Annotated in this window: 19 protein-coding genes; 9 read left to right on the forward strand and 10 right to left on the reverse strand. The window is 53.5% G+C overall.

Annotation, left to right across the window (positions count from 1 at the left end; all coding sequences use genetic code 11):
- Positions 1–80: 80 nt before the first annotated feature.
- The gene (locus R3I13_RS10085; RefSeq protein WP_346317818.1) at positions 81–1,634 is read left to right on the forward strand and encodes a PAS domain S-box protein; all 1,554 of its coding nucleotides are present in this window, start codon (positions 81–83) and stop codon (positions 1,632–1,634) included.
- Positions 1,635–1,772: 138 nt separating this feature from the next.
- Here the strand turns inward: R3I13_RS10085 and R3I13_RS10090 are convergent, their stop codons facing one another.
- From R3I13_RS10090 to R3I13_RS10110, 5 genes are all read right to left on the reverse strand, one after another.
- Positions 1,773–2,081, reverse strand: a complete 309-nt coding sequence (locus tag R3I13_RS10090) for a DUF983 domain-containing protein (protein WP_346317819.1) — start codon at positions 2,079–2,081, stop codon at positions 1,773–1,775.
- Between the two features lie 134 nt (positions 2,082–2,215).
- Positions 2,216–3,085: a helix-turn-helix domain-containing protein gene (locus R3I13_RS10095; RefSeq protein ID WP_346317820.1), complete on the reverse strand. Its 870-nt coding sequence runs from the start codon at positions 3,083–3,085 to the stop codon at positions 2,216–2,218.
- 169 nt (positions 3,086–3,254) lie between these two features.
- Positions 3,255–3,656, reverse strand: a complete 402-nt coding sequence (locus R3I13_RS10100; protein ID WP_346317821.1) for a GreA/GreB family elongation factor — start codon at positions 3,654–3,656, stop codon at positions 3,255–3,257.
- Between the two features lie 162 nt (positions 3,657–3,818).
- Positions 3,819–4,052 carry a hypothetical protein gene (locus tag R3I13_RS10105; protein ID WP_346317822.1) on the reverse strand — a complete coding sequence of 78 codons (234 nt, stop codon included), beginning with the start codon at positions 4,050–4,052 and terminating at the stop codon, positions 3,819–3,821.
- Positions 4,053–4,114: 62 nt separating this feature from the next.
- The gene (locus R3I13_RS10110; RefSeq protein ID WP_346317823.1) at positions 4,115–4,285 is read right to left on the reverse strand and encodes a hypothetical protein; all 171 of its coding nucleotides are present in this window, start codon (positions 4,283–4,285) and stop codon (positions 4,115–4,117) included.
- 317 nt (positions 4,286–4,602) lie between these two features.
- On the opposite strand from R3I13_RS10110, the gene R3I13_RS10115 reads away from it, so the two are divergent.
- Genes R3I13_RS10115 through R3I13_RS10130 form a run of 4 tightly spaced genes read left to right on the forward strand, consistent with a single transcriptional unit; the run spans position 4,603 to position 8,519 of the window.
- Complete coding sequence (locus R3I13_RS10115; protein ID WP_346317824.1) at positions 4,603–5,343, forward strand: ferritin-like domain-containing protein; 741 nt, start codon at positions 4,603–4,605, stop codon at positions 5,341–5,343.
- The gene (locus R3I13_RS10120; RefSeq protein ID WP_346317825.1) at positions 5,340–5,972 is read left to right on the forward strand and encodes a DUF1361 domain-containing protein; all 633 of its coding nucleotides are present in this window, start codon (positions 5,340–5,342) and stop codon (positions 5,970–5,972) included. The genes R3I13_RS10115 and R3I13_RS10120 overlap by 4 nt, the downstream gene beginning before the upstream one ends.
- A 46-nt stretch (positions 5,973–6,018) precedes the next feature.
- A complete protein-coding gene (locus R3I13_RS10125) occupies positions 6,019–6,573 on the forward strand; it encodes a LemA family protein (RefSeq protein ID WP_346317826.1) in 555 nt (184 codons plus the stop codon).
- Positions 6,573–8,519 (forward strand): DUF2207 domain-containing protein, encoded by a 1,947-nt coding sequence (locus R3I13_RS10130; RefSeq protein ID WP_346317827.1) that lies wholly within the window; start codon positions 6,573–6,575, stop codon positions 8,517–8,519. The genes R3I13_RS10125 and R3I13_RS10130 overlap by 1 nt, the downstream gene beginning before the upstream one ends.
- A gap of 73 nt (positions 8,520–8,592) precedes the next feature.
- On the opposite strand, the gene R3I13_RS10135 is transcribed toward R3I13_RS10130, so the two are convergent.
- A complete protein-coding gene (locus R3I13_RS10135) occupies positions 8,593–9,588 on the reverse strand; it encodes an outer membrane beta-barrel protein (protein ID WP_346317828.1) in 996 nt (331 codons plus the stop codon).
- Positions 9,589–9,692: 104 nt separating this feature from the next.
- Here R3I13_RS10135 and R3I13_RS10140 point away from each other — a divergent pair, with 104 nt between their 5' ends.
- Together R3I13_RS10140 and R3I13_RS10145 are read left to right on the forward strand one after the other, a co-directional pair.
- Positions 9,693–10,523: a sigma-70 family RNA polymerase sigma factor gene (locus tag R3I13_RS10140; protein ID WP_346317829.1), complete on the forward strand. Its 831-nt coding sequence runs from the start codon at positions 9,693–9,695 to the stop codon at positions 10,521–10,523.
- Positions 10,524–10,573: 50 nt separating this feature from the next.
- Positions 10,574–11,026, forward strand: a complete 453-nt coding sequence (locus R3I13_RS10145; RefSeq protein WP_346317830.1) for a carboxymuconolactone decarboxylase family protein — start codon at positions 10,574–10,576, stop codon at positions 11,024–11,026.
- Between the two features lie 63 nt (positions 11,027–11,089).
- Here R3I13_RS10145 and R3I13_RS10150 read toward each other — a convergent pair whose 3' ends face one another.
- The 4 genes from R3I13_RS10150 to R3I13_RS10165 all read right to left on the reverse strand — a co-directional run bounded on the left by R3I13_RS10150 (position 11,090) and on the right by R3I13_RS10165 (position 17,892).
- Positions 11,090–12,259 (reverse strand): glycosyltransferase family 87 protein, encoded by a 1,170-nt coding sequence (locus R3I13_RS10150; protein WP_346317831.1) that lies wholly within the window; start codon positions 12,257–12,259, stop codon positions 11,090–11,092.
- Positions 12,260–12,434: 175 nt separating this feature from the next.
- On the reverse strand, positions 12,435–13,565 hold the full coding sequence (locus R3I13_RS10155; protein WP_346317832.1) for a Gfo/Idh/MocA family oxidoreductase: 1,131 nt from the start codon (positions 13,563–13,565) through the stop codon (positions 12,435–12,437).
- A 7-nt stretch (positions 13,566–13,572) separates the two neighbouring features.
- The gene (locus R3I13_RS10160) at positions 13,573–14,430 is read right to left on the reverse strand and encodes a sugar phosphate isomerase/epimerase family protein (protein WP_346317833.1); all 858 of its coding nucleotides are present in this window, start codon (positions 14,428–14,430) and stop codon (positions 13,573–13,575) included.
- Positions 14,431–14,445: 15 nt separating this feature from the next.
- Positions 14,446–17,892 carry a PVC-type heme-binding CxxCH protein gene (locus tag R3I13_RS10165; RefSeq protein ID WP_346317834.1) on the reverse strand — a complete coding sequence of 1,149 codons (3,447 nt, stop codon included), beginning with the start codon at positions 17,890–17,892 and terminating at the stop codon, positions 14,446–14,448.
- 132 nt (positions 17,893–18,024) lie between these two features.
- On the opposite strand from R3I13_RS10165, the gene R3I13_RS10170 reads away from it, so the two are divergent.
- Complete coding sequence (locus R3I13_RS10170) at positions 18,025–18,906, forward strand: AraC family transcriptional regulator (protein ID WP_346317835.1); 882 nt, start codon at positions 18,025–18,027, stop codon at positions 18,904–18,906.
- Positions 18,907–19,240: 334 nt separating this feature from the next.
- A complete protein-coding gene (locus R3I13_RS10175) occupies positions 19,241–23,161 on the forward strand; it encodes a discoidin domain-containing protein (protein ID WP_346317836.1) in 3,921 nt (1,306 codons plus the stop codon).
- Positions 23,162–23,182: the final 21 nt, after the last annotated feature.

Raw genomic sequence — 23,182 nt, forward strand, 5'->3', positions numbered from 1 at the left:
CTGCTTGTAAATGCAATGGCCTCCGGAAATTTCAGTAACTTAACACAGACCATAACCGTCTACTGAAATCGAGCTAACTTATGATCAACCTACTGTCTCCGGCCCGAACAGTCCTTATTTTTTTCGCATTCGGTCTCACCTGGACCCTAACCGCAGATCATCTCCTGCATTGGCTGGCCATACATATCCCCAGCACTATTTGGAAAGGGCCGTACACCAGGGGCCTTCTTTTCGTTTGTATGGCGAGCATTGTGATGTACTGGCTGCTGGCCAAATACAAACGTTCCCTGCAAAAATCGGAAACCGCCTACATCCGCATTTTTCGCCAAAACCCGCAGCCCATGTGGATCTACGACCGGGAAACATTGCATTTCATTGCCGTGAATGACGCCGCGGTGGACCTTTACGGCTATTCGCTGGAAGAGTTCCTCAAAATGTCCATCCTGCAGGTACGCCCGCCTGAAGACGTGGACCGGGTACTGGAAGTGCACAAAAGGATCGGGAAGGGATTCGCGGACTTCGGTACCTGGAAACACCTGAAAAAGGACGGTACCCTGATGCATGTTGAAATACGCACTTATGGCACAGTATACAGGGGCCGCGACGTGGAGATCGTGTCTATCTGGAATGTGACGGAAAAACATCATGCTTTCGAAGCCCTCTCGAAACAGCAGGCACTGCTTGATTCGGTGATCAACAGTACGGAAGACCTCATCTGGGCGGTGGACGAGCAGTTGCGTTTCACTGTTTTTAACAAAGCCTATCACGACGCCATCCTGCATTTCACCGGCGTGAGCCTTAAACCCGGTACTACCAGGCCCGTACTCACCACAAACCGGGAGGAGCTTCACCGCTGGGAAGGCTATTTCCGAAAAAGCTTGCAGGGCGAAAAACAAATCATTGAGGAATCCAGGGAAATGGCGGACTATGGCCTGTCAACAGCGGAAATTACTTTCAACCCCATTATCAACGACGACAAAATAGTAGGCGTGGCCTGCTTTGCCCGCGATATTTCCGAAAGGAAAAAACAGGAGATCCGTCTCAAAAGAGCGCTGGACCGCTACGACATGGTAACCCTTGCCACCCGCAATGTAATATGGGACCTGGATCTGAAAACAAACAAAGTACTCTGGAACAATAATCTCTTCACCCTTTTCGGCTATAAAGACAGCAGTACCGGCACAGACTGGTGGAAAGATCATGTCCATCCCGACGATGCCGATATGGTGGTAAAAAGCGTGGAAGAAGCAATGAACCGGCGGAAAGAACAATGGACGGTAGACTACAGGTTCAAAAGCGCCGCCGGCACCTACCGCTATATTTCAGACCGCGGCTATGTGCTGTACAACGATGAAGGCAAACCCTACAGAATGATTGGCGCCATGGAAGACATCCATGATAAAAAAACCTACATAGAAGAACTCAAAAAAGTAGCCCACATGAGCTCTCACAGCCTGCGCAGACCAGTGGCGTCAATGCTTGGCGTAGTATCCCTCCTCAACAAAGAAGACCTCGCCCATCCAGACAACCTGCCCCTGCTCACCTTCATAGAAAAGATCGCCCAGGAAATGGACCACATCATTCACGACGTAGCCGAAAAATGCAATCATATCTTCAAAGAAGTAGCACAATAACGAATTTCCACACAACCCGAGAACAAACAATTCCCTAAAAAAACACATAACCCAACACACCCAAATTTTTACTGCCCCCAAGGACGAATGGTGAATTTTTTAAAAAAATCCTGTGCCCATTGCCTAAGCGAACACAGCCTAGTTTATTTTTTTAAAAAATTCACCATTCGTCCGCCAATCCTTATCGTAGTAGACGAAAAACGCCAGCCAAATACTCCGCGAAACCCGCATCAACAAAGGCTGCATCAGCACCAACACCAACCCGTTCACTCCCAGCCACCAGAACACGCTGTTATCTTCCAGCGAAAACCCGAGCAACACCCACCAGGCGATAAACGTAGCCACGCTGGTAGCAACGGCCAGCGCATAACTCACATATCCCGTCCCGAAATAAAACCCGGTCTCAGGTTCGGTAAGCTGCCCGCATTCAGGGCAGCGTTCGTTCATGCGCATGAATTTGAAAAGGTTGTAGGGATTGGGATTTTCGTAAAGATCGCCCCTTCTGCAACGGGGACATTTATTACCTAATACGCTCAGTAAAAGGTTTGGTTTATGGTTTGTTCTTTCGGCACACATGGTATTCAGATTAAACTGTTTCTAAATTCTTCTGCGGTCATGCCCGCATATTTTTTAAAGAAGCGTGAAAAGTAGGAATTGTCTTCGAAGTTGAGATCGGCGGCGATCTGCGTTATGGTCAGGTCTTCGTTGGTCAGCATCCGTTTGGCTTCCAGCAGCACGCGTTCCCTGATCAGTTCCCCGGCGGTTTTGTTCAGCAGGTCCTGGCAGAGGGCATTCAGGTGATTAGGGGTGATGTACAGGAGTTCCGCGTATTCTTTCGGCAGACGGAGCCTCCGGTAGTGTTTATTGATCAGTTGCCGGAAATTGCGCAACACCAGTTGCTTTTGCTGTGGTACGGCTTTTTTCGTGTCTTTCACCGTTGCCCGGTTCACCAGCAGGAACAATTGGAGCAGGAGCACGCGGATCATGTCTGTCTCATTGCGGCCTGCTGCTTCTTCCAGTATTTGTTCGAGCACGGTTTTCACATTGTTCCGCGCGGGGGCCGGGATGTTGAGCACCTGTTCGCTGCTGTTGCCGCTGAAAAAAGGGAACTGTTCCAGGTATTGGTGCTGCATGAGGAACGTATCGAAAAAGGAGGCGGAAAAGTGAATCACATACCCGTCTGTTCCTTCCCTGAAATGCCAGCTGTGCACCTGGCCCGGCGTCATGAAATAGATCTGCCAGGGCTGCACGGCAAAACGTGTGAAGTCCAGCGTATGCGCGCCGTTGCCTTTAGTGAAAAGCACCAGGTGGTAGAAGTCATGACCATGCTGCTGGTGAACGCGCTGGTAGTTCTTTTCCAGGTAACCGTTCAGCCGCTCCGCGAGCAGGTCTTTATGCTGGTGACCAGCACTGATGGTACAAATATCATATACCGGGATGGCCTGTTTCATAACAATGTAAAGGTACGCCGTAAGCGGCGGCCGGCCAGCGCTGATTCAGGGATTTTATGGTACTTTTTACTGATTCCCGGTAAATGGTATTTGTATCTTTTACCGGTATGCCGTAAAAAAGACCGGCGCCTATAAAAGCGCCGGCTGTGTTTATTCCAATTTTGAGCTATTATTCGTTGTCGTTGATCACTTCTTTGATCCGGAATTTCTTCTGGCCGCCGGGTACGGGCCACATCACCTCCTGCCCCTGCCTGAAACCGATGAGGGCTACGCCCACGGGCGCCATGACGGATATTTTCCGCTGTTTGATGTCCGCTTCTTCCGGCATTACCACGGTCAGTTCCATTTCTTTGTCTTTATTGGCCTCCTGCACTATCACACGGGAGTTGAGCCGCACAACGTCCGCGGGAAATTCTTCCTTGCTGACGAGTTTCCCCTTCCTGAAGTCTGCCAGCAGCGATTCCACCACTTCGGGCGTGAATTGGCTCACGCGCTCGTCTTCCTGCAGGCAGGCCTGTAATATTTCGAAATCATCTTTCCTGAATACCGGTTGATGTTTTGTCTTTTGCATCGGTCATCATTTTTTTTATGAATAAAGATCCCGGTCCGGCCGGCGACGGCAGGTCCGAAACGGGTAATATATTTAATGGGAAGGACGGGCTTCCTGGAAGCCGGCCGGGTGCGGCGTAAGTATTGTCCTGGTGTTGTGTGCAAACATCATGCCCTTTGCGGCTCACCAAATGCGGAGCAGCCACCGCAGCTGCCCGGCAAGGTTTCGCTGTGCGCCTTCGGGTTGTTTTCTACACGCATTCCTTGTTACGGTCAGCAGCAGCGGGAAAGTGATGCACAGCACCCAATACCACCCGGAATTTCTCGTTAACCCCGCGCGCAATACGAGCGCGTTGATAATCACGAGAAGGACCAGTAACATACCGCTGACCGGAACAGTTTCCTTATTCCTGGTCATAACAATTCAGCTTGAAATGTCGATAAAAAATAAAAAAGTAAGGAAGCCCCTGAACCCTGGCACTATGATATACGGTTCAGGGCAAGCGTATTGAAGTCCTTAAAATTTGAGAAGTAATACAACTTCTTGCAGAACGTGCGGAAATGTTTGCTGATGCAGGTATACAGCGGCATCACGTCCTGCGTGGGACGGAAAATGATGCGCATGCGCTGGTATATAAACTTACCTGACATTAGGCGAATATACAAAATTTCCGTGGAAATAACCTCGTTTTATTCATCGTGGATACGCCTGGTGCTGCCCTTTCCTTTAAAAACGTAAATTCTGGTACCGCTAATATACAAAAGGTATGAAAAACCCGGCAGGCAGAACCAATTCCGCTTCGAAGGCGATCAAAAATAAATTTGGATTTTTTGCATAGCTTCACTTACTTTGTATTACAAAGTACTTTTTTTCAGACAATCAATTCATAGACATTAAACAGGCTGTCCCGCTCAGCCTTATTTTTCACCCTTTTACTTTGCAACACAAAGTGAATAAAAATACGCCTATGCATTCTACACAGGACTGGGTCCGTTTTTTCCGTTACAACGCCACGCATCACCGCGTGAACTGGGACCTTACACCCTCCATCACGCCGTCGCAGACAAAAGCCGTGCTCCGCTCCCTCCAGGCCTGGCAGCTCGGCGAAACGTCTGACGGGCGCAACCTGCTGCGCGCTTCCTTCCTGCATGCCCGCAAAACAGGTGATGAACATTTCGTGGAAGCGATGCAGCTTTTCATTAAAGAAGAGCAGAAGCACGGCGAAAACCTTGGCCGTTACCTGGATATGATCGGGCAGCCAAGGATAAAACATAACTGGGGCGACACGCTGTTCCGCCGCGCCCGCCATTTCAACACCAGCATGGAATCCTGGACGCTCGCCGTGCTCACCGTGGAAAGTGCCGCGCAGGTGTTTTACCAGTCGCTGAAAGACGCCACCTCCTGCATTCTCCTGAAACAGATCTGCCGCGAAATACTGATAGACGAAGCATATCATATACAATTCCAGCGGGAACGGATGGAGCAGCTGTTCTGGTCCAAATCCATGAACGGCAGGATATTCAGCAGGCTGTTCTACAAAGTATTCTATTTTGCCACCATCCATGTGATCTGGTTTGCCCACCGCAGGCTGTTCAAAGCGGGCGGAAACACTTACACCACCTACTTCCGCAAAATGCGCTACAAATATTACAAAACACTGCACCGGGTTACGTTGTCCATGCCCAAACCTCAATTGTCCTACTCATGAAGCCTGTTGAAAAAATGATCCTGCTGAGTATATTGTTCATGTGCCTGCTGCTGGCGGTCCGCATATGCTACACGCAAAACATTGCTTACATCTTCCTTGCATGGAACACCGTGCTCGCTTTAATACCGCTGGCCATCAGCCGGAAACTAAAACCGGGAGAAGCGCCGGGCCCGCGTAATATTTTGCAGCTTTCCGCCTGGCTCCTCTTTTTCCCCAACGCCCCCTACCTGCTCACAGACCTGTTCCACTTCCACGCCAAGCCGCCCGTACCTGCGTGGTTCGACCTCTTCCTGCTGGTCACGGCCGCATGGAACGGGTTATTGCTCGGCATGGTATCGCTCATGCAGGTGGAACATTTCCTCATGGCGGGTTTCAAAAAAAGCACCGTGCATCTCTGCCTGGCCGGCGCCTCGCTGCTTTGCGGGTACGGCATCTACATCGGGCGGTTCATGCGGTTCAACAGCTGGGATGTGATCGCCGCGCCGCATGACCTGCTGCAAGGCCTGGCCGCGCATTTCATCCATCCCTTCCGCAACGCGGAAGTATGGTTTTTCACCGCTTTGTTCGCCGCCATGTTCAGCTTATTTTATTTCACCCTTAAAAAGCTCCGCTCCCATACATTATGCTGAACCGATATTTATAATTAATTTCCATTTTCCTAAAACCTACGGAATTATGGGAATTACCATTGGAATCATCGCGCTCGCGGCCATTATGCTGATATGGGCCATCAGCGGCTACAACAGGCTGGTCAGCAAACGGAACCTCATGAAAGAAGGCTGGAGCGGGATAGACGTGAGCCTCAAAAAGCGTTACGACCTCATACCTAACCTCGTGGAGACCGTAAAAGGTTACGCCGCGCATGAAAAACAAACGCTCGAACAGGTGACCAGCTACCGCACCGCTTCCATGAACGCAGCCAGTCCGCACGACAAGATGCAGGCCGAGGCCGGGCTTACCCGCGCATTGGGCTCTCTTTTCGCCGTAGCGGAAAATTACCCGGACCTGAAAGCCAGCGCCAATTTCACGGCCCTGCAATCGGAGCTTGCGGATATTGAGAGCAACCTGGAATCGGCCCGCCGGTACTACAACGGCACCGTGCGCGAGAACAACACGCTCGTTGAAAGTTTCCCCACCAACCTCATTGCCGGCATGTTCAGCTTCCGCACAGGAGAATTCTTTGAAATAGACAATGCCGCGCACCGCGAAAGGCCCAACGTAACATTCTGATGAAACAGCTCATTTTCGCCCTCTGCCTGTTGCTTCCCTTCGCGAAAGCGCCGGCGCAGGAAGCCGATACCACTGCCTATATCCAGGAAGAGGCCGCCCATCAGCTGTATTCAGACGGTATACTGGATTTCCATTCAGACATCCGCCTGTACCCCACCGGCGAAGCGCGCATCACGGAACGGATCAAGGTATTCACCGCGCGGTTCTACATCAAAAAAGGCATTTTCCGCAATATCCCGCTGTACCGGCGTAACAAGAACGGCAGCTGGAAACGTGTAGACATCAACGTTACCGAGGTGCTGAAAGACGGGATGCCGGAGCCATACACGGAAACGGAAAAAGACGGCGACCTCCTCATCCGCATCGGCGATAAGGACGTGGAGCTGGAGCCCGGCGTATACGAATACGCCATCAGCTACACCACCACAGGCCACGTTGGTTTCTTCGACGATTCCGATGAATTCTACTGGAATGTGACCGGCAGCGGCTGGAGCTTTCCCATCGTGAAAGCCAGCGCCACCGTGGAGCTTCCGCGTGGCGCCAGGATCGTGCGGGCAGCGTGCTACACCGGGCCCGATGGCTCCACCGCCAGCAACTGCACCGTGGCTTACAACAACGAAGGACATCCCACATTCACCGCCAGCAGCCAGCTGGAGCCGGGCGAAGGTTTTACCATCGCGCCGGCCTTCAGCCCGGGCATCATTACGCGGCCGCCGCCACCCGGTTTTTGGGAAAAGCTGGTGGAATGGTATGAGCACTACCGCGCGGTGCTGCTTGCCCTCGCCGGCAGCGCCGGCCTGCTGCTCTACTTCTTCGCCACCTGGAAAAAACATGGCGTGGACCCCACACAACCGGTAACAGTGCCCGCTTTCGAGCCGCCACAGGACCTTTCGCCGGCAGCGTTGCGGTATATCTGGAAACGAGGGGCGGACAATAAAACAAACGCCGCCGCGCTGGTAAGCCTGGCAGTGAAAAAGATCATCCGCATCAAAGAGACCGGGCGGAATGAATATGCAGTGGAAAAACTCGTTGATGCACCGGAGAAATTGCCGAAGGAAGAACAAAAATTATTCTCCGGCCTGCTCAGCTCCCGCCGCGAAATTGCGCTGGACAACAAGCAGCATAAAATATTCGAAGCCGCAGACCATGCATTCAGCGCGGCTTTGGCCGAGCAACATAAAATAAAGGATTATTTCCTGCCCAACACCAAACAGATCCTCATCGGCGGCCTCCTCACCGGCGCCACGCTGTTCGTATACATGCTGCTGATCAATGCCGGCACGTTTTTCCTGCTGCTGTTCCTCACACCTTTTATGGGCATAGGCGTTGGCATGCTGGTGAGCGGTTTCAGGAAGATCAAATCGGGTTGCGCTTCGGTGGTCTATTTCATTGTCGGCATTCCCTTCACGATCGTGCCTTTCGTGATCATGTTCTCTTACCTGGACGAGGTGCCGTTTGCCGCGCTGGTATTCATCACCGGCATGGGCCTGGCTTATTTCCTCTACATCCGCCTGATCAAAGCGCCTACGCCATTGGGTGCGGACATGAACGCGAAGATCGAAGGGTTCAGGATGTACCTTGAAACAGCGGAAGAGCACAGGCTGGATATGCTTACGCCGCCCGAACATACGCCGGCGCTGTTCGAAAAACTCCTGCCTTACGCCATTGCGCTGGACCTGGAAAACCAGTGGGCGGATAAATTCAGCAGTGTCCTGGAACAGGCCAACTACGAACCCGGCTGGTATGCGGGCAACAATTTAAACTACACCCGTTTTTCTTCTTCCTTCTCCAACCGCCTCACTTCTTCCGTGATGAGCGCCCAGGTGGACCCAACCCCGCCGCGCAGCTCAGGCAGCAGTTCCAGCGGAAGTTCCAGCTGGAGCTCCGGCAGCAGCGGCGGTTCTTCCGGCGGCGGCGGTGGAGGCGGAGGTGGCGGCGGATGGTAGCCGCATACGATAATCTTAAAAAACGGCGGCGCCGGAAGAAATTCTTCCGGCGCTGTTGTTTCCAGGGGTTATGTCAAAACCGGAATCTCACGCCAGCATTCAATCCCAGGCCACCGATGTTGATGTAGGACTTCAGGTCATTGGCCGGGGCATTATTGTTTTTGTAATTGGTTTTGGTACCGGTATTGCCGGTGGGCGTGTTGGAACTTTCATCCAGCACTGTCTTATACTCTGTTTCCCTTTCCGCCGTGCTCAGGTCGCCCAGGCCGCGTGTTTGCCGCGCGATCTCCACGCCGGTGCTGGTGTTCACAATGCGGGTCACTTCATCGTATTCCGTTACCTCCTTGCTTTTGCTTCTTACCGGCACATTGCGGTACTCGGCTTCTGCAAATATATCCAGCCTGCGCGCTACAGCATAATTGAAACCCAGCGCACCCTGGAAACCGAAGGTGGGATTGGGTTTGATCTCCTCCTTCCGGTGGATCGTGGTTTGCGCCACTACCGCCGCGGGCTGGCCCGGCACTGCGCTGGTGCGGGTTGCATCAGTTTCAATGTACAGCCTTCCCCACAACGGCACTACCACGCCGAAACGTACATAAGGATTGAATTTTTCATATCCGGGGCTCACCACCAGGCTGGGCGCGAAGTCCACGGCATTCACATGCCCGTGCGATTCGATGCTGCCCACCACGGTGTTCGTACCCTGTACGGTGGTCACATTTTTCGTCATCAGGTTTTTCTTGCTGCGGAAATAATTGAACGTTCCTTCAATGGCGAAATGTTTATTAAGCGTATACCCGAACGACAATCCGCCACGCACGCCTTCACCGTAAGAACCGGTGAGCACTCTTTCTGAAATGGTGGTCATCGCGCCGGTAGTTGGATTAACAGCCACATGCTCATCTCTCGGCGGGTAAGGGCCTACGTCCGGAAACTGGCCGGGAGATACGCTGAAAAAATAACCGCCGGCCACTTTCATATAAAATTTTCCTGGGGTGGATTGTGCATGGGCTCCGTTTGTAAATGCCATCGCCAGCAATGCGAGGCAAAGCAGGTGTATGCGATTCATACTTCAATTGTTTTGGTTACTGAATATGGTTTCCGTATCAAATATGGTTATAGGGAAGTTAACGATTTTCAGGCGATTAGGAATAGATTATATAATTTTCAGGCATGGAATCGCTCAGACCGCTGCTGACTACTTATGCTTACAATATCACTGGTTCACTGGAAGAAGCCAAAGATATCGTGCAGGATGCTTACCTGCACTACGTACAGGCAGACAGGGGCCATGTGCGGGACGAAAAGGCCTATCTTGTAAGAACCGTCATCAACCGTTCTATCAACCGTAAAAAACAACAGCAGCTGCAGGCTGCGGATTATCCCGGCGAATGGCTGCCCGAGCCTGTATCTACCGAAAGTGCCGACAGTTCCCTGCTGCGGGGCGACATGCTCTCCTATTCCCTCATGGTATTGCTCGAAAAGCTCAACCCGCGCCAGCGCGCGGTGTTCATCCTCCGCGAGGCATTCGATTATGATCATGCCGAGATAGCCGCTACGTTGAACATCAGCGAAGACTATTCCCGGCTGCTGCTCACCCGCGCCCGCAAACAGCTGGATGCGCCCGTTATACAGGCACATACGGGAACGGATATCCGTAAATACCAGGACGCCATTATCCGCAACGATCTCAAAAAGCTGGAACAGCTGCTGAATGAAGATATCACCGTTATTTCCGATGGCGGCGGCAAGGTATCGGCCGCCATCAACCCGGTTTCCGGCAGAACGGCTGCTATGGCGATGCTGCTGGGTCTTTACAAAAAAGCATATATGCATTTCGACCTGCGGCCCGGGGAAGTGAACAACCAGCCTGCCATATTGCATTATTATAACGGCGAGCTGATCGGCTGCCAGGTATTTACTTTCCTCAATGGCGCCATCAGCAACGTTTTCATCATCCGTAACCCGGATAAATTACGCCATTTGAAAAAAAATCCCGCTTAGCTGTCACATTCCGGTCCGGGGAAATGTCTTTATATAAAATCAATTTTACCATGGCCAGAATTAATCAACAGGACATTCCCGCCGGTCTCATGGAAGTGATGACCAACGTACAGGCTTACATCTACAGGTCAGGACTGGAACCGAAGCTGATAAAGCTCCTGCAGATGCGGGTTTCACAGATCAACAGCTGTGCATACTGCATGGACATGCATTACAAGGAAGCAGTACACGCCGGCGAAACACCCATCCGCCTGCTGTCTGTTTCCGTATGGCGCGAAACCAACTATTACACACCCAAAGAGCAGGCCGTGCTGGCTTTCGCGGAAACCCTTACCCACATGCCCTCAGAGCAGCATACCCATCACCTGCACGACGAGCTGCTGAACTTCTTTTCTAAACAGGAAATAGCCGTACTCACGCTCGCTATTTGCCAGATCAACTCCTGGAACCGCCTGGTGCGTTCTTTCGGTGTGGAGGCAGGCACTTACCAGCTGAAAGGATAACCGCAGGGCCATCATTTCAACACAAAAAAGGCTGCTTTGTGAAAAGCAGCCTTCCCGGTTATTTTAAACGGTTCGCAAAAACCTTCGCGTGAGTACCTGGTAAACGATCACCAGCCACATCACCAGGCAGGGGAATGCCTTGAAGGCATACGGCACTACGATGTTCTTTTTCACCCAGGGCGTCACCAGGTCTGAATGTGAAAAGCTGCACCCGATGAGCACGAATATGAAGAAAGCATTGTTCTGCCAGGTTTTCGGCTGCATCACATACCAGATACAGGGCGCAATGAATGCAATGATGTACGTGGGCGACTCGGAGCTGCTGCTGTACAATACGGTGAACAGCAATGCGGAACAGAGGATATACAGCTGGTAGCTGGCATATTCGCGGTACTTCAAACGCAGGTACTGCGCGGCAAACAGGACGAGGGCAGGCCCTATCACCCAGAGATTGCTCATATAATGCAGGTTGAAAACGCGCTTGATGAAGCCCATCGCGGAAATATCCTGCAACTTGATCCCTTTGTCGAACTGCGCGTTTTTATCGTTCTTGAACACCAGCGCATCCCACCAGTCCTTGTAACTCTGCACGATAAACGACGGTGAGGAAATGATCATGGGCAGGGCGAACAGGATCACGCCCCAGATCACCATGCTGTAGATTAGCCGCCATTTGTTATTGGAGAAGAAGAAAAATGACAAACCGACGATGCCGTAGAGTTTGGTGAGCGCGCCGAACATGATGAAGAACGCCGCCCAGAACTCCTTTCCTTTCCGGATCATCGCGAAGCTGAAAATGAGGCAGCTGGCGATGATCGGGTTGAACTGGAAATAGCTGCTGGCGGCCATCAGCTCATGGCTGGCGAATATCAGCACCAGGTTCTGCTGCATGCGCGTCAGCGGCAACTGGCGGATGGCCAGGAAAAGTACGGTGGCGTTGAAAAGCATCCAGAGAATGGAGCCGATCATATCGGGTAAAAGCGCGAAAGGCGCGATCAGCACGCTGAACAGCGGGCCGTACATATTCACGTCGAAGTACTCAGGGTAGGCGATGTAAAGGTTCTGGCCGTGAACAGTGTGCAGGAAAACATGCTTGAAAATGGTGTAGTTGTTGTAGTTGCCGCTGAAGAACTCTTTGCAGGCAACGATCATAGACAACCCGAACCACAATGAGGGGGCCAGCCATTCTTTTTCGCCGAGCCAGGATAGTAGGTCTTTCCGTTGTTTCAACATGATAATAATTGCTTATGCGGCGCAAAATAGCAATTATTCGGTCATTTAGTACCCATTGCCATATTACCGGTCAAACATGAAAGGCAGGCCCGGCAGAACGGGTTGCCGGGCGGACGCCTGTAGGATATGGTTGCCTGGATGCCCGCAGTTCCCGTTCGCGGCATAAGGCCATTGATTAATCAGCCAGGGTAAATGGTGGTAAATAAATGATCTTCCCGCCTTGCTTGGCAGATTCGTGCGCCAGGATGCCCACGCAGGTGATATTGGCGGATTGTACAGCATTCGGGTACGGGCTGCTTCCCTCCTTCAGCGCTTTCACAAAAGCATGCACCAGGTGCGGGTGGGAACCGCCATGGCCGCCACCCTGCGCAAACGACAGGTGCTGGTGCTCGTCCGCGTCATACACCCCTTTGGTGGTAAACCGCCTGATCTCCTCCGGCAGCAGCTTCGCGTAATCAGGGCATTCCGTTTCTTCCGGTATTTCAGGCTCTGGTTTCTTGGCAGTATGCACTACCAGCGGTTTTCCTTCTATCAGCGGCCATTCTACGGACTTCAGGGAGCCGTACACTTCAAAACTTTCCCGGTACTGCCGCGCCACGTCAAACAAAGAGCGGTACACATGCGCGCTCAGGTCTGAGTTGCGCAGCTTGATCTGCGTGGTTTCCACGGCATAAGGCGAACCGTAATGACCGTGCATTTCTTCGCGGATGGTGCCGGAGCCGAAGCAGGATACATACTCCGCTTCACTGCGCAGCAGTCCCAGCACGGGGCCTACGCAATGCGTGGCATAATACATCGGCGGAAGGCCCGGCCAGTAACCCGGCCAGCCGTCCATATCCTGCTGGTGGCTGGCTTTCAGGAACTGCACTTTGCCCAGCTCCCCTTTTTCATATAATTCTTTCATGAACAGGAACTCGCGGCTGTACACCACTGTTTCCATCATCATATAGGTAAGTCCTTTTTCTTTGCTGAGCCGTACGATCTCTTCGCATTCTTCCACGGTGGTGGCCATGGGCACGGTGCAGGCCACGTGTTTGCCTGCTTTCAGCGCTTTAATGGTCTGCACGCCATGGTCCGGGATGGGCGTGTTGATGTGAACGGCGTCTATCTCCGGGTCCAGCAGCATTTCATCGTAATCGGTATACCGTTTTTCGATACCGAAAGCGTCGCCGATCTCATCGACGCGGGAGCGGGTGCGCTGGCAGATGGCTACCAAGTTGGCATCAGGATGCTGCTGGTAGATGGGAATAAATTCCGCGCCAAATCCCAGCCCGGCAATTGCTATGTTGATCCTGCGTTGTTCCATGTTCTCGTTATTTTAATAATGTTTTCAGGAATTGATGACCGTTTTCGGCAAAGCCGTCCTGGCTTTCCGCCAGGTTCTTCCAAATGCAGACAGCACCGGCCAGTTCTTTTATCTCGGGCGTAAAGCTTTCAATAGACACCACGCCTTTGTAACCTGCCCGTTCCAACCCGCGCCTGAAGCTGTCCCAGGGCGTTTGCCCGGTGCCGGGCACGCCGCGGTAATTTTCGGATACCTGCACATGCAGCAGCCTTTCTCCGGCGGCAACAATGGCCTCTTCCAGGCTCCTTTCTTCCAGGGACATATGAAAGCTGTCCAGCAGCACGCCCGCTGCGGGATGATCGATGTCCCGCACCAGCCGCATCACGTCTTCCGCGGTGTTCACCAGGTCAGACTCAAACCGGTTCAGCGGTTCCAGCGCCAGCTTCAGCCCTGCGGCTTCTGCTTCTTCGCACATCTTGCGCAGGTTGCGCACTGCGCGGTCCCATTCAATCTTCCTTTGCTCCGGCGGCACCATGCGTGCTTTGCCCACGGCGGAATACATCGGCCCCGCTACGAAGCCCGCGCCCCAGGCATTGCAGAGATCGAAACATTGGCGGATGTACGCGAAGCAATGCTCATGCACCTTAGGGTCTTCATTGGTAAGATCTCTCGTTGGCCCGAAAGCGCCGCATAAAATGGGTTCCAGGCCGTTATCGTCCAGCGCCTGCCTGACGGTCAGCGCGTCTATCTGTTCAGGATATTCCACGGGTATTTCCACGGCCTGGTACCCCATCGCTTTGATCTTCGGGAAAAGCTTCACAGTTGCGGTGGTGAATGGCGAGGTCCAGAGCCAGGTGCTTACGCCCAGGCGGATATTATTCATCATATGGTTTTCGTTTTTCTATTGCTTCACCACTTTCATCACCCCGTTCATAATACGCCAGTGGCCGGGGAAAGTGCATACAAACGGGTAGTCGCCGGCTTGCGCGGGAGCGGTGAACTTCAGCGTAACGCTCTCCTGCGGGTTTACCAGCCTCGTGGAAAATAACACCTCGCCGACGGAAGGCACATATTGCATTTCAGCGCCTTTGGGATCAGCAGCCAGCTTGTCTGCCGAGCGGCCCACTGTTTCCAGCGCGCCCTGCTGCGTGATCACGAGGTTATGCTGCATGAAATCAGGGTTCTCGAATACGATCTCTACCGGCTTACCAGCTGGTACGGTGAAGCTTTTCAGGTCATACTTCATTTCATTTTTGATGACCCTGAGATGGATCACGGTAGCCGGACCGCCTGCAGACGGGCTGTTTCCAGCTGCGGGATCCTGCTTGTTCAGGTAGGTACGCACAAACGTTTCAGCCAGCGGCATGTCTTTGAACAACTGTTGACCACCGCCACTGGCAACCTTTTCCACTTCATATTTCCAGGGGCCTTTCAGCGGGATCTTTGTGCCGTCTATTTCAAGGAAGAGATTTTCCGCTCTGCCGTATATGCCGCCGCCGCTACCGGTATCTTCCATCTTCACGGCTATCACGTTCTTCCCGGCTTTCAGCACTCCGGCGGGAATTGTGTAGATACGCGGCTTCGCCCATGCTTTGACGGTTTTGCCGACAGGTTTGCCATTCACAAAAGTATCATCTGAATCGTCGATCGGGCCAAGGGATAATACTGCCTTTTTGCCCGCGGCAGCAGCCGGTACGTCCACCACGCGGCGGAACCATACAATGCCGTCTATATCCAGCCCCGCATCTTCGATGTGCGTAGGCAGATTCATTTCTTTCCAATCAGCATCATTCAACGCCACTGCTTCGCGGCTCACCGCCGGAGCCGGTGCCACGCTGAAACCCGGATTGGCAGCCATAAATGCGCTGATAAATCCTTTGCGATGCCGGCTGGCCGCTGCATAAACGGCTTTGGAAAGCCATTCGTCCTGCTTAACGGCGTCTTCGAGGCTGAAGGCGTATAACTCACGGCCAATAGCTTCAGAAGGCGCTGCTTCGGTGAGGGACACGAGCGCGGCCAGCCGGGTGTTCGCATCGGCATCTTTCAGGATGCCTGTAGCGAGTATTTCCTGTTCACTGTTCTGATATTTTGAAAGTATCTGGATGGCTGCTTTTCTCACAGCCGGGTCTTTATGTTTTAACGCACCCAACACTGCTTTGCGGGAGGTAGTTGTTGCACCCAGGCCGTCTATCGCCCACAGGGCGTGCAATGCGGCGGGAGCTTCGCCTGCGGCGAGCTTTTCCAGCTCAGGTACTACTGCTTTATCGTTGCGCTCCACCAGCAGGCGTTGCGCGGTGAGGCGCCAGAAGAGGTTGTCGTTGCTCAATGCTTTGATCAGCTCTGCGGGTTTGTCTTTAGACAGTTCCAGCTTCGCGGGTTTCTTTCCTTCGCGGTACACCACGCGCCAGATGCGGCCATGCGTTTTATCGCGCAGCGGGTTTTCGTAGGCGTTGCCTTTGCCGTTCTCGGCTGCATAACCGCCCCGTTCGGGCGTTGGCGTTGGGTTGTGCTGGATGATGAAATTGTACCAGTCCAGTACCCAAACCGCGCCATCAGGGCCTGTTTTGGCCTCCACAGGTGATACCCATTCATCTGCGCTGGCAAACAAATTCCAGCCGTCTTTTTCCTTAAAGCCCGCACCTGCTTTTTCTATCTCGGCAACGTGCACCAGGTGGCCCGTTGGCTCACACACAAAAGCGGTCCGCCTGTAATATTCAGGATAATTGTTGGCCGTGTAGAAATGATGCCCTGCCGCCGCGGTGAAGCCGCCGAACACATCCACCTGCCGCACGTGCTGCGTGATGGGATGCATGGCATAGTGCCCGTCGATCTTCATGCTGCCCGCAATGGCCGCGCCTTCCACGCCCTGCAGCGATCTTTGCGGGATACCCATGAACACGCTGTGTGTATTATTAGCCGTGGAGCCGAACACATCGTTCTGCTCGGTGAATGCAAGGCCCCAGGTGTTGTTGCTGGTATTGGTCATGAATTCGAAGTAACGCGCGTCGGGCGTAAAGCGGTAGAAGCCCTGGCCGAACTCCCTGAAAGAGCCGCCCACCGTACCTTTGAAGCCGGAATACCCTACGCAGCCCCAGATGTGGTTGTCCATGCCATATTGCAGGTTGCTCGGGCCGGCATGCGTATCAAAGGTGCCCCAGCCGTCTATCAGTACTTTACGTTCGTCTGCCTTGCCGTCGCCATTCGTGTCTTTCAGCCAGAGGAAGTGCGGCGCCTGCGATACGATCACGCCGCCGTTGTAAAACACCAAGCTGGTGGGGATGTTCAGGTTGTCGGCGAAAACGGTGAACTTGTCTGCCCTGCCGTCGCCGTCTGTATCTTCACATATTTTGATCCGGTCGTCGCCAGTGCCATCTTCGTCGCGCACAGAGTTAGGATAGTCCACTGTCTCTATCACCCACAGCCTTCCTTTTTCGTCCCAGGCCATGGATATGGGATTGATCACGTCAGGCTCGGAAGCGAACAGCTCCAGGTCGAAGCCGGGCGGCACCTGTATGAGTTTTGCGGACGCTTCGGCCGACAGCGGCTCCTGGAATTTCGGGGCGGGGTCGCGTTTTTCGTAGTTGGGAATATTGGCTTCGTCGCGGTAAACCAGCGTGGGAAGCTCTTTGCGGTGTTTTTCCCAATTGCTCCGCACATCGTCGCCCACTGCCCAGAGAATACCGTTCTCCACCAGTTTATGAAAACCGGGATTGCCCCAGGTGCGCTCGTCGTGGCCGTAGGCGGTGTAAAACACGCGGCCTTTGCCATATTCCTTCACCCAGGTCCAGGGTTCGCGGTGCACGCCCTCTACCCTCTCCATGAGCACGGTGCGGTCGTTGCTGAGTTGCGTGTGCACATAGGTTTCGTCCCAGGTGGAAAACTCCTGCAGGCCTTTGGTAACCGGGTGGTCCTTATTAATGATCGTAGCGGTGAACGTACCGGTGTCGTGCCGTTGGAACTGCCCGCCCACCATATCAATATAAGCGGGGGAATTACGGAAGCAGTAACTGGCACAATGCAGCGGGATAAACCCTTTGCCGGATTTCACAAAATCCACCAGCGCAGTTTCCTGCTCCGGCGTAATAGAATCATGGTTGGCATAGATCATGACCGCATCGAACAGCTCAAGGTTCTTTTTGTTCAGCGATGCGGGATCATTTGTATAGGTAAAATGAATGCCTTCCGTAGCCAATGCGGAGGCCAGCATCGGCATATATTTTTCGGAATAATGATGTTCGCTGGCGTGCCCGAGGAAAAGCACTTCAATATTACCGCTGCGCGATTGCTGGCGGCATGAGGCCATTAATACGGCGACGAACAGGAAAACGTGGAAAAAACGGATATTCATGATTGTTTAAATTCTATACCGAATTTCCAAATAAATAAAAACAACCCTTTCCTGAATCTTATCGGGTTTTGACTGTATTTTGTCATACTTTTGGGCCAAATCACCTTGTTTATGACAAATAAAGGGTAAAACATGAGGGCTGCACTACAAAAATCGCGTATTTCGCCGGACAGGGCTTTCGAGGTAAAATATCTCAAAGCCCAGCACTTCGATCCCAACTGGCACTTTCATTCCGAATACCAGCTGTTTGTGGTATTGCGCGGCACCGGCACACGTTTTATCGGCGATCATGTAACGCCGTTCACGCAGGGCGACCTGGTGTTTACCGGTCCAAACCTGCCGCATCTCTGGCAGAGCGGGCACGAGTATTTTGAAGGAAATAAAAATAACTGGACCGAAGGGATCGTCGTGTATTTCCATGAAGATTTCCTGGGCCATGAGTTCCTGCAAAAAAAAGAAGCATACCGGCTGCGGCAATTGTTTAACCGCGCGCAGCAAGGCATCCGCTTCGTGGGGCCCACGCAGGAAAAAGCGGAGAAGCTGATGAAAGAGCTGCTGAAAGCGAAGGACTTCGACAGCATCCTGTCCCTCCTGCACCTGCTGAATTTCCTGGCCGCCTCAAACGAATACAGGCTGCTGAGCAGCGCCGGGTATACCAACCTGCTGAAGGCTTCCGATACAGAGCGCATGAACAAAGTACATGCTTATGTGATGAAAAATTTCCGTGAAAAGATCTCGCTCGATGAAGTGGCGGAGATCGCGAATATGACGCCTTCTTCCTTCAGCCGTTATTTTAAGACCCACGCCAACAAAACTTTTTCCGATTTCCTTTCGGAGATCAGGATCGGGCATGCCTGCAAGCTGCTGCTGGAGAAAAAGATGGACATTACGGAGATATGCTATGAGAGCGGGTTCCAGACATTATCGAACTTCAACCGGCAGTTCAAAAGCGTAACGGCCTACAACCCGCTGGCTTACAGGAAAAAATATGCGGATGCGGGATACCATCCCTGATGCGGCATTTGTTAATACCCGCCGCCATGCCGCAGGCAAAATGTTAATGCAAAGCAATGCTGACAATTATTGATCGCGGTTTTCAGCCCTTTGTAATATAATTGTAAAATGGAATACATCAAATTAACGGTGAAGACTATAATAAAGTAATTTCCTTTTGTTAAGTATGATAAGCAGTCATGTCATTGATCCATATGCAGATTCTACGTTGATAACCTGACGTAAACCGTTGAGCACAGTATGATTAGCCCGCGCATTCTATCATTTACATGAATAGCCCTGACCGTTTGTAATTCTCTGATAAGCATTTTTCAACCAATTAAATCGAACCCTCATGCGCAATTTTACCGCCTGCCGTTCCCTGCGAACGCGTTTCCCGATCCTTGTATCGTTACGAACCATTGTCCTGGCCATTGCCCTCAGTCTTGCAGACGGGCTTGAAACCGCTTCCGCCCAGCAGCTTGAGATGAAAAGCAACACCGGCAACCCTAACATGCCTTACTGGGTAAAGCTCATGTACAGCGACAATCCCGATCCCGAGAAAGTGACCGAAGAATTTGAGAAGTATTATGAAAGCCATCCTTTCGAAAAGAATGAGTACACACAGTACTACAAGCGCTGGATCCGCGAGATCAGGCGAAACCCTTACAGCACGCCGCCCGGCAAAAAACTCAGCAGCTACGACATCCAGCAGGCGCGCAATTACCTCGCCCGGTCAGACCAGGCGCGTAACCTCCGCGCACTCAGCGGTGTCGCCAACTGGACCGGCCTCGGCCCTGTTAATTTCGATAACGGCGCTGCCGGCACCAGCTACGCTTCAGGCGCGGCGCATGTTTACACAGTAGAGCAATCGCTCAGCAATACCAGCGTACTCTACGCAGGCACGGCCACAGCAGGGCTGTACAAGTCTACCGACAAAGGCCTCAACTGGACCCCGCTGACGGACAACATGCTCGTGCAAAGCATCCTCGCCGTGGAGATAGACCAAACGAACCACAACACCGTGTATTTCGGCGGCAACAACAAGCTGTACAAAAGCACAGACGGCGGCACTACCTTCAACCAGGCCGGCGACGCCACTTTCAACAGCGTAAACCATTCGATCAATGACATCGTTTCACGCCCCGGGTTTGCCAGCACGCTCTTTGTAGCGTCCAGCCAGGGCCTGTACCGCTCTACAGACGCGGGCGCTACCTTCACACAGGTGATGACCGGCACTTTCCAGGAAATAGAATTCAAGCCGGGCAACAACAGCACCATTTACGCCATCCGGCAAACCGGCGTCAAGACCGAGTTTTACAAAAGCACGGACGCCGGCGTTACCTTCACCCTCAAGACTACCGGCTGGCCCAATCCTACCGCTGCCGGGGAAGAACAGAAACGCACAGAGATCGCCGTCACGCCCGCCAATGCAAACATCGTGTATGCGAATGCCACCGGCGCAGCCGACGGCGGCAGCGGGTTGTACGGCATTTACAAAAGCACCGATTCCGGGGAAACATGGTCGTTTGCCTGCTGCGGCACCGGTCCCGGCGGAGTGCCCAATGCCACGACCAATAAGAACCTTATGGCCTGGGCCGATGACGGCTCCGACGACGGCGGCCAATATTACTACGACCTCGCCCTGGACGTCAATCATTCAGACGCCAACAAGATCCAGCTGGGCGCGGTGAACCGCTGGGAAAGCGCCGACGGCGGCGTAACCTGGACCTGCCCTGCCAAATGGAGCCATTCCAACAAAGTGAATTACGTGCATGCAGACGTGCACGACATCCGCTTCTACGGCAGCGACCTCTGGATCGCCTGCGACGGCGGCATTTTTTATTCCAGCGATGGCGGCGCCACTTTCCAGATACGCATGAAAGGCATTATGGGAACGGATTTCTGGGGCTTCGGCGCGGGCAACTGGGAAGGTAACCGCGTAATGCTCGGCGGCACCTATCACAACGGCACTTTACTGAAGGACAACAACACATATACAGACGGATGGATCAGCACCGGCGGTGGCGACAATTACCTGGGCGCGGTGTCGTATGCGCAGGACCGCATCGTCGTGTTCGACTACGGGCGCAAACAGCTTACCGGCAACCGTACGCAGGCGCCCATCAGTCTTGCCAACGGCAAGCTGCCCAACCGTTCCTACACCATCGGCCAGAGCAGCGACATCATCTGGGATGCGCAGAACTACAACATCGTGTACCTTGGCGAAGGCAACCAGTTCTGGAAATCGGTGGACGGCGGCGCGAACTACACGTCCCTCTACGACTTCGCCGAAAAAGTGGGCAACATTGCCGTTGGTTACCGGAACAATTCCATCATGTACGCCACCACGCTGGGCTCTGTCAAAAAAGTATACCGCTCGGCAGACGGCGGCGCCAGCTGGACGCTGATAACGCCCACCGGGCTGTCCAGCACCGGCGTGGCTTTTGATGTGGCCGTAAGTTCCGCCAACCCGGACCATGTATGGCTGGCCCGCGTGAACTCCACCGTAGACGGGCAGAAAGTATACAAAAGCACAGACGGCGGCGCCACCTGGACCAACCTGAGCACCGCAACGCTCAACGGCGAGCAGATCACCAACATCGTGTACCAGCGCGGCACCAACGGCGGCGTATACATCGGCACCAAACGCGCCGTGTATTACCGGAACAACACGATGGCAGACTGGGTGATCTACAACACCGGCCTGCCCGCGCTCAGCTTTAGTACACGCCTGCACATCGACTACAAGGATGCGGTCATCCTCAACGCCACCAGCCGCAGCGTATACATGAGCGACCTTTACGAAGCCTCCCCGCCCGAAGCCATGATAGCCGTAGACGGCACTACCAAAGCCATCGGTGACACGGCAAGATTCTACAACAATTCCGCCCACCAGGTAACCAGCGCGGCCTATTCCTGGAGCTTTCCCGGCGGCACGCCCTCTACCAGCACACAACGTAATCCCAAAGTAGTGTATGGCGCGCCCGGCGTGTATTCCGTGTCTCTCACCGTAACGGACGACCAGGGGAACAACAGCATCACCAACACGAATTTCATCACCGTTACCGGCGGTCTCAATCTCATCAACGACGCCATTTACGAGCTGAAACCTGCCAACGCGCTCACCCGCAACCTGCAGGTATACCAGGGCGGCACAACAGACGGCGCCAATGTGAACATCTTCACGGACAATAACGCCTCCCATCACCGCTGGAAACTGGTGAACCTGGGAAGCGGCTACTACAAGCTGCTGCCGCAACACACCACCGGCAAAGCCCTGGACGTGAACGGCGGCTTCACCGCAGACGGCACCAATGTGCAGATGTGGACAGACAACAGCGGCAATGCTCAGAAGTGGAAGATCGCCGATGTAGGCGGCGGATATTTCAAGCTGCAGGCTTACAACGACCTCAACAAGGTGCTGGACGTGCAGGACGGCGCAGACAGCAACAACACCAATGTGCAGATCTATACAGACAATGGCAGCAACGCCCAGAAATGGCGCTTCGACCTCATCTCCGCTCCCACCTGTTCCAGCGGCGGCGCAGTGCCGGCCAAAACATCGTGGACAGTGAAGTATGTTGATTCCGAAGAGCTCACCGGCGAAGGCGCCAACAACGGCCGCGCCATTCATGCCATAGACGGCAATACCGCCACTTACTGGCACACCGCCTGGAGCACCGGTTCGCCCGCGCATCCGCATGAGATACAGATCGACCTGGGAGCCTGCACTTCCATTGGCCGCATCGGTTACCTGCCGCGGCAGGACGCCGGCACCAACGGCACCATTGCCCAGTACGAGATCTATACCAGCAGTGACGGCGTGAACTGGGGCACCGCAGCCGCCACCGGCACCTGGAGCACCAGCGGCAAAACCGAGCGCATCGTGACCTTCACGGCCCGCAACGCCCGGTTTGTAAGGCTCCGCAGCCTCAGCAGCATCAGCAGCGGCGCATGGGCCAGCGCGGCGGAAATAAACGTGTACGAACCACTGCCGATGGCCGTGAAACCAGAGCCTGAAGCCAGCAGCGTGAGCAGCACGATCATTTACCCGAACCCCGCACAGCAGTTCCTGAACATCCAGCTGCCCGGCAACGCCAAGCTGCCGCTGCGTTACTGGATCCACAATATGGACGGCAGGCTGCGCCAGTTCGGCATGCTGCCGCGCAGCATCCACCAGCTCAATATCGCCTCACTGGCCAACGGTATGTACATCCTCACCATCGAAGGCATGGAAGGGCGGCAGACCCTGCGGTTCGTAGTGCAGCGGTAAATGATCTTAAAAAGACCGCTT

Source organism: Chitinophaga sp. YIM B06452, from assembly GCF_039655965.1.
In the GTDB taxonomy this organism is placed as follows: domain Bacteria; phylum Bacteroidota; class Bacteroidia; order Chitinophagales; family Chitinophagaceae; genus Chitinophaga.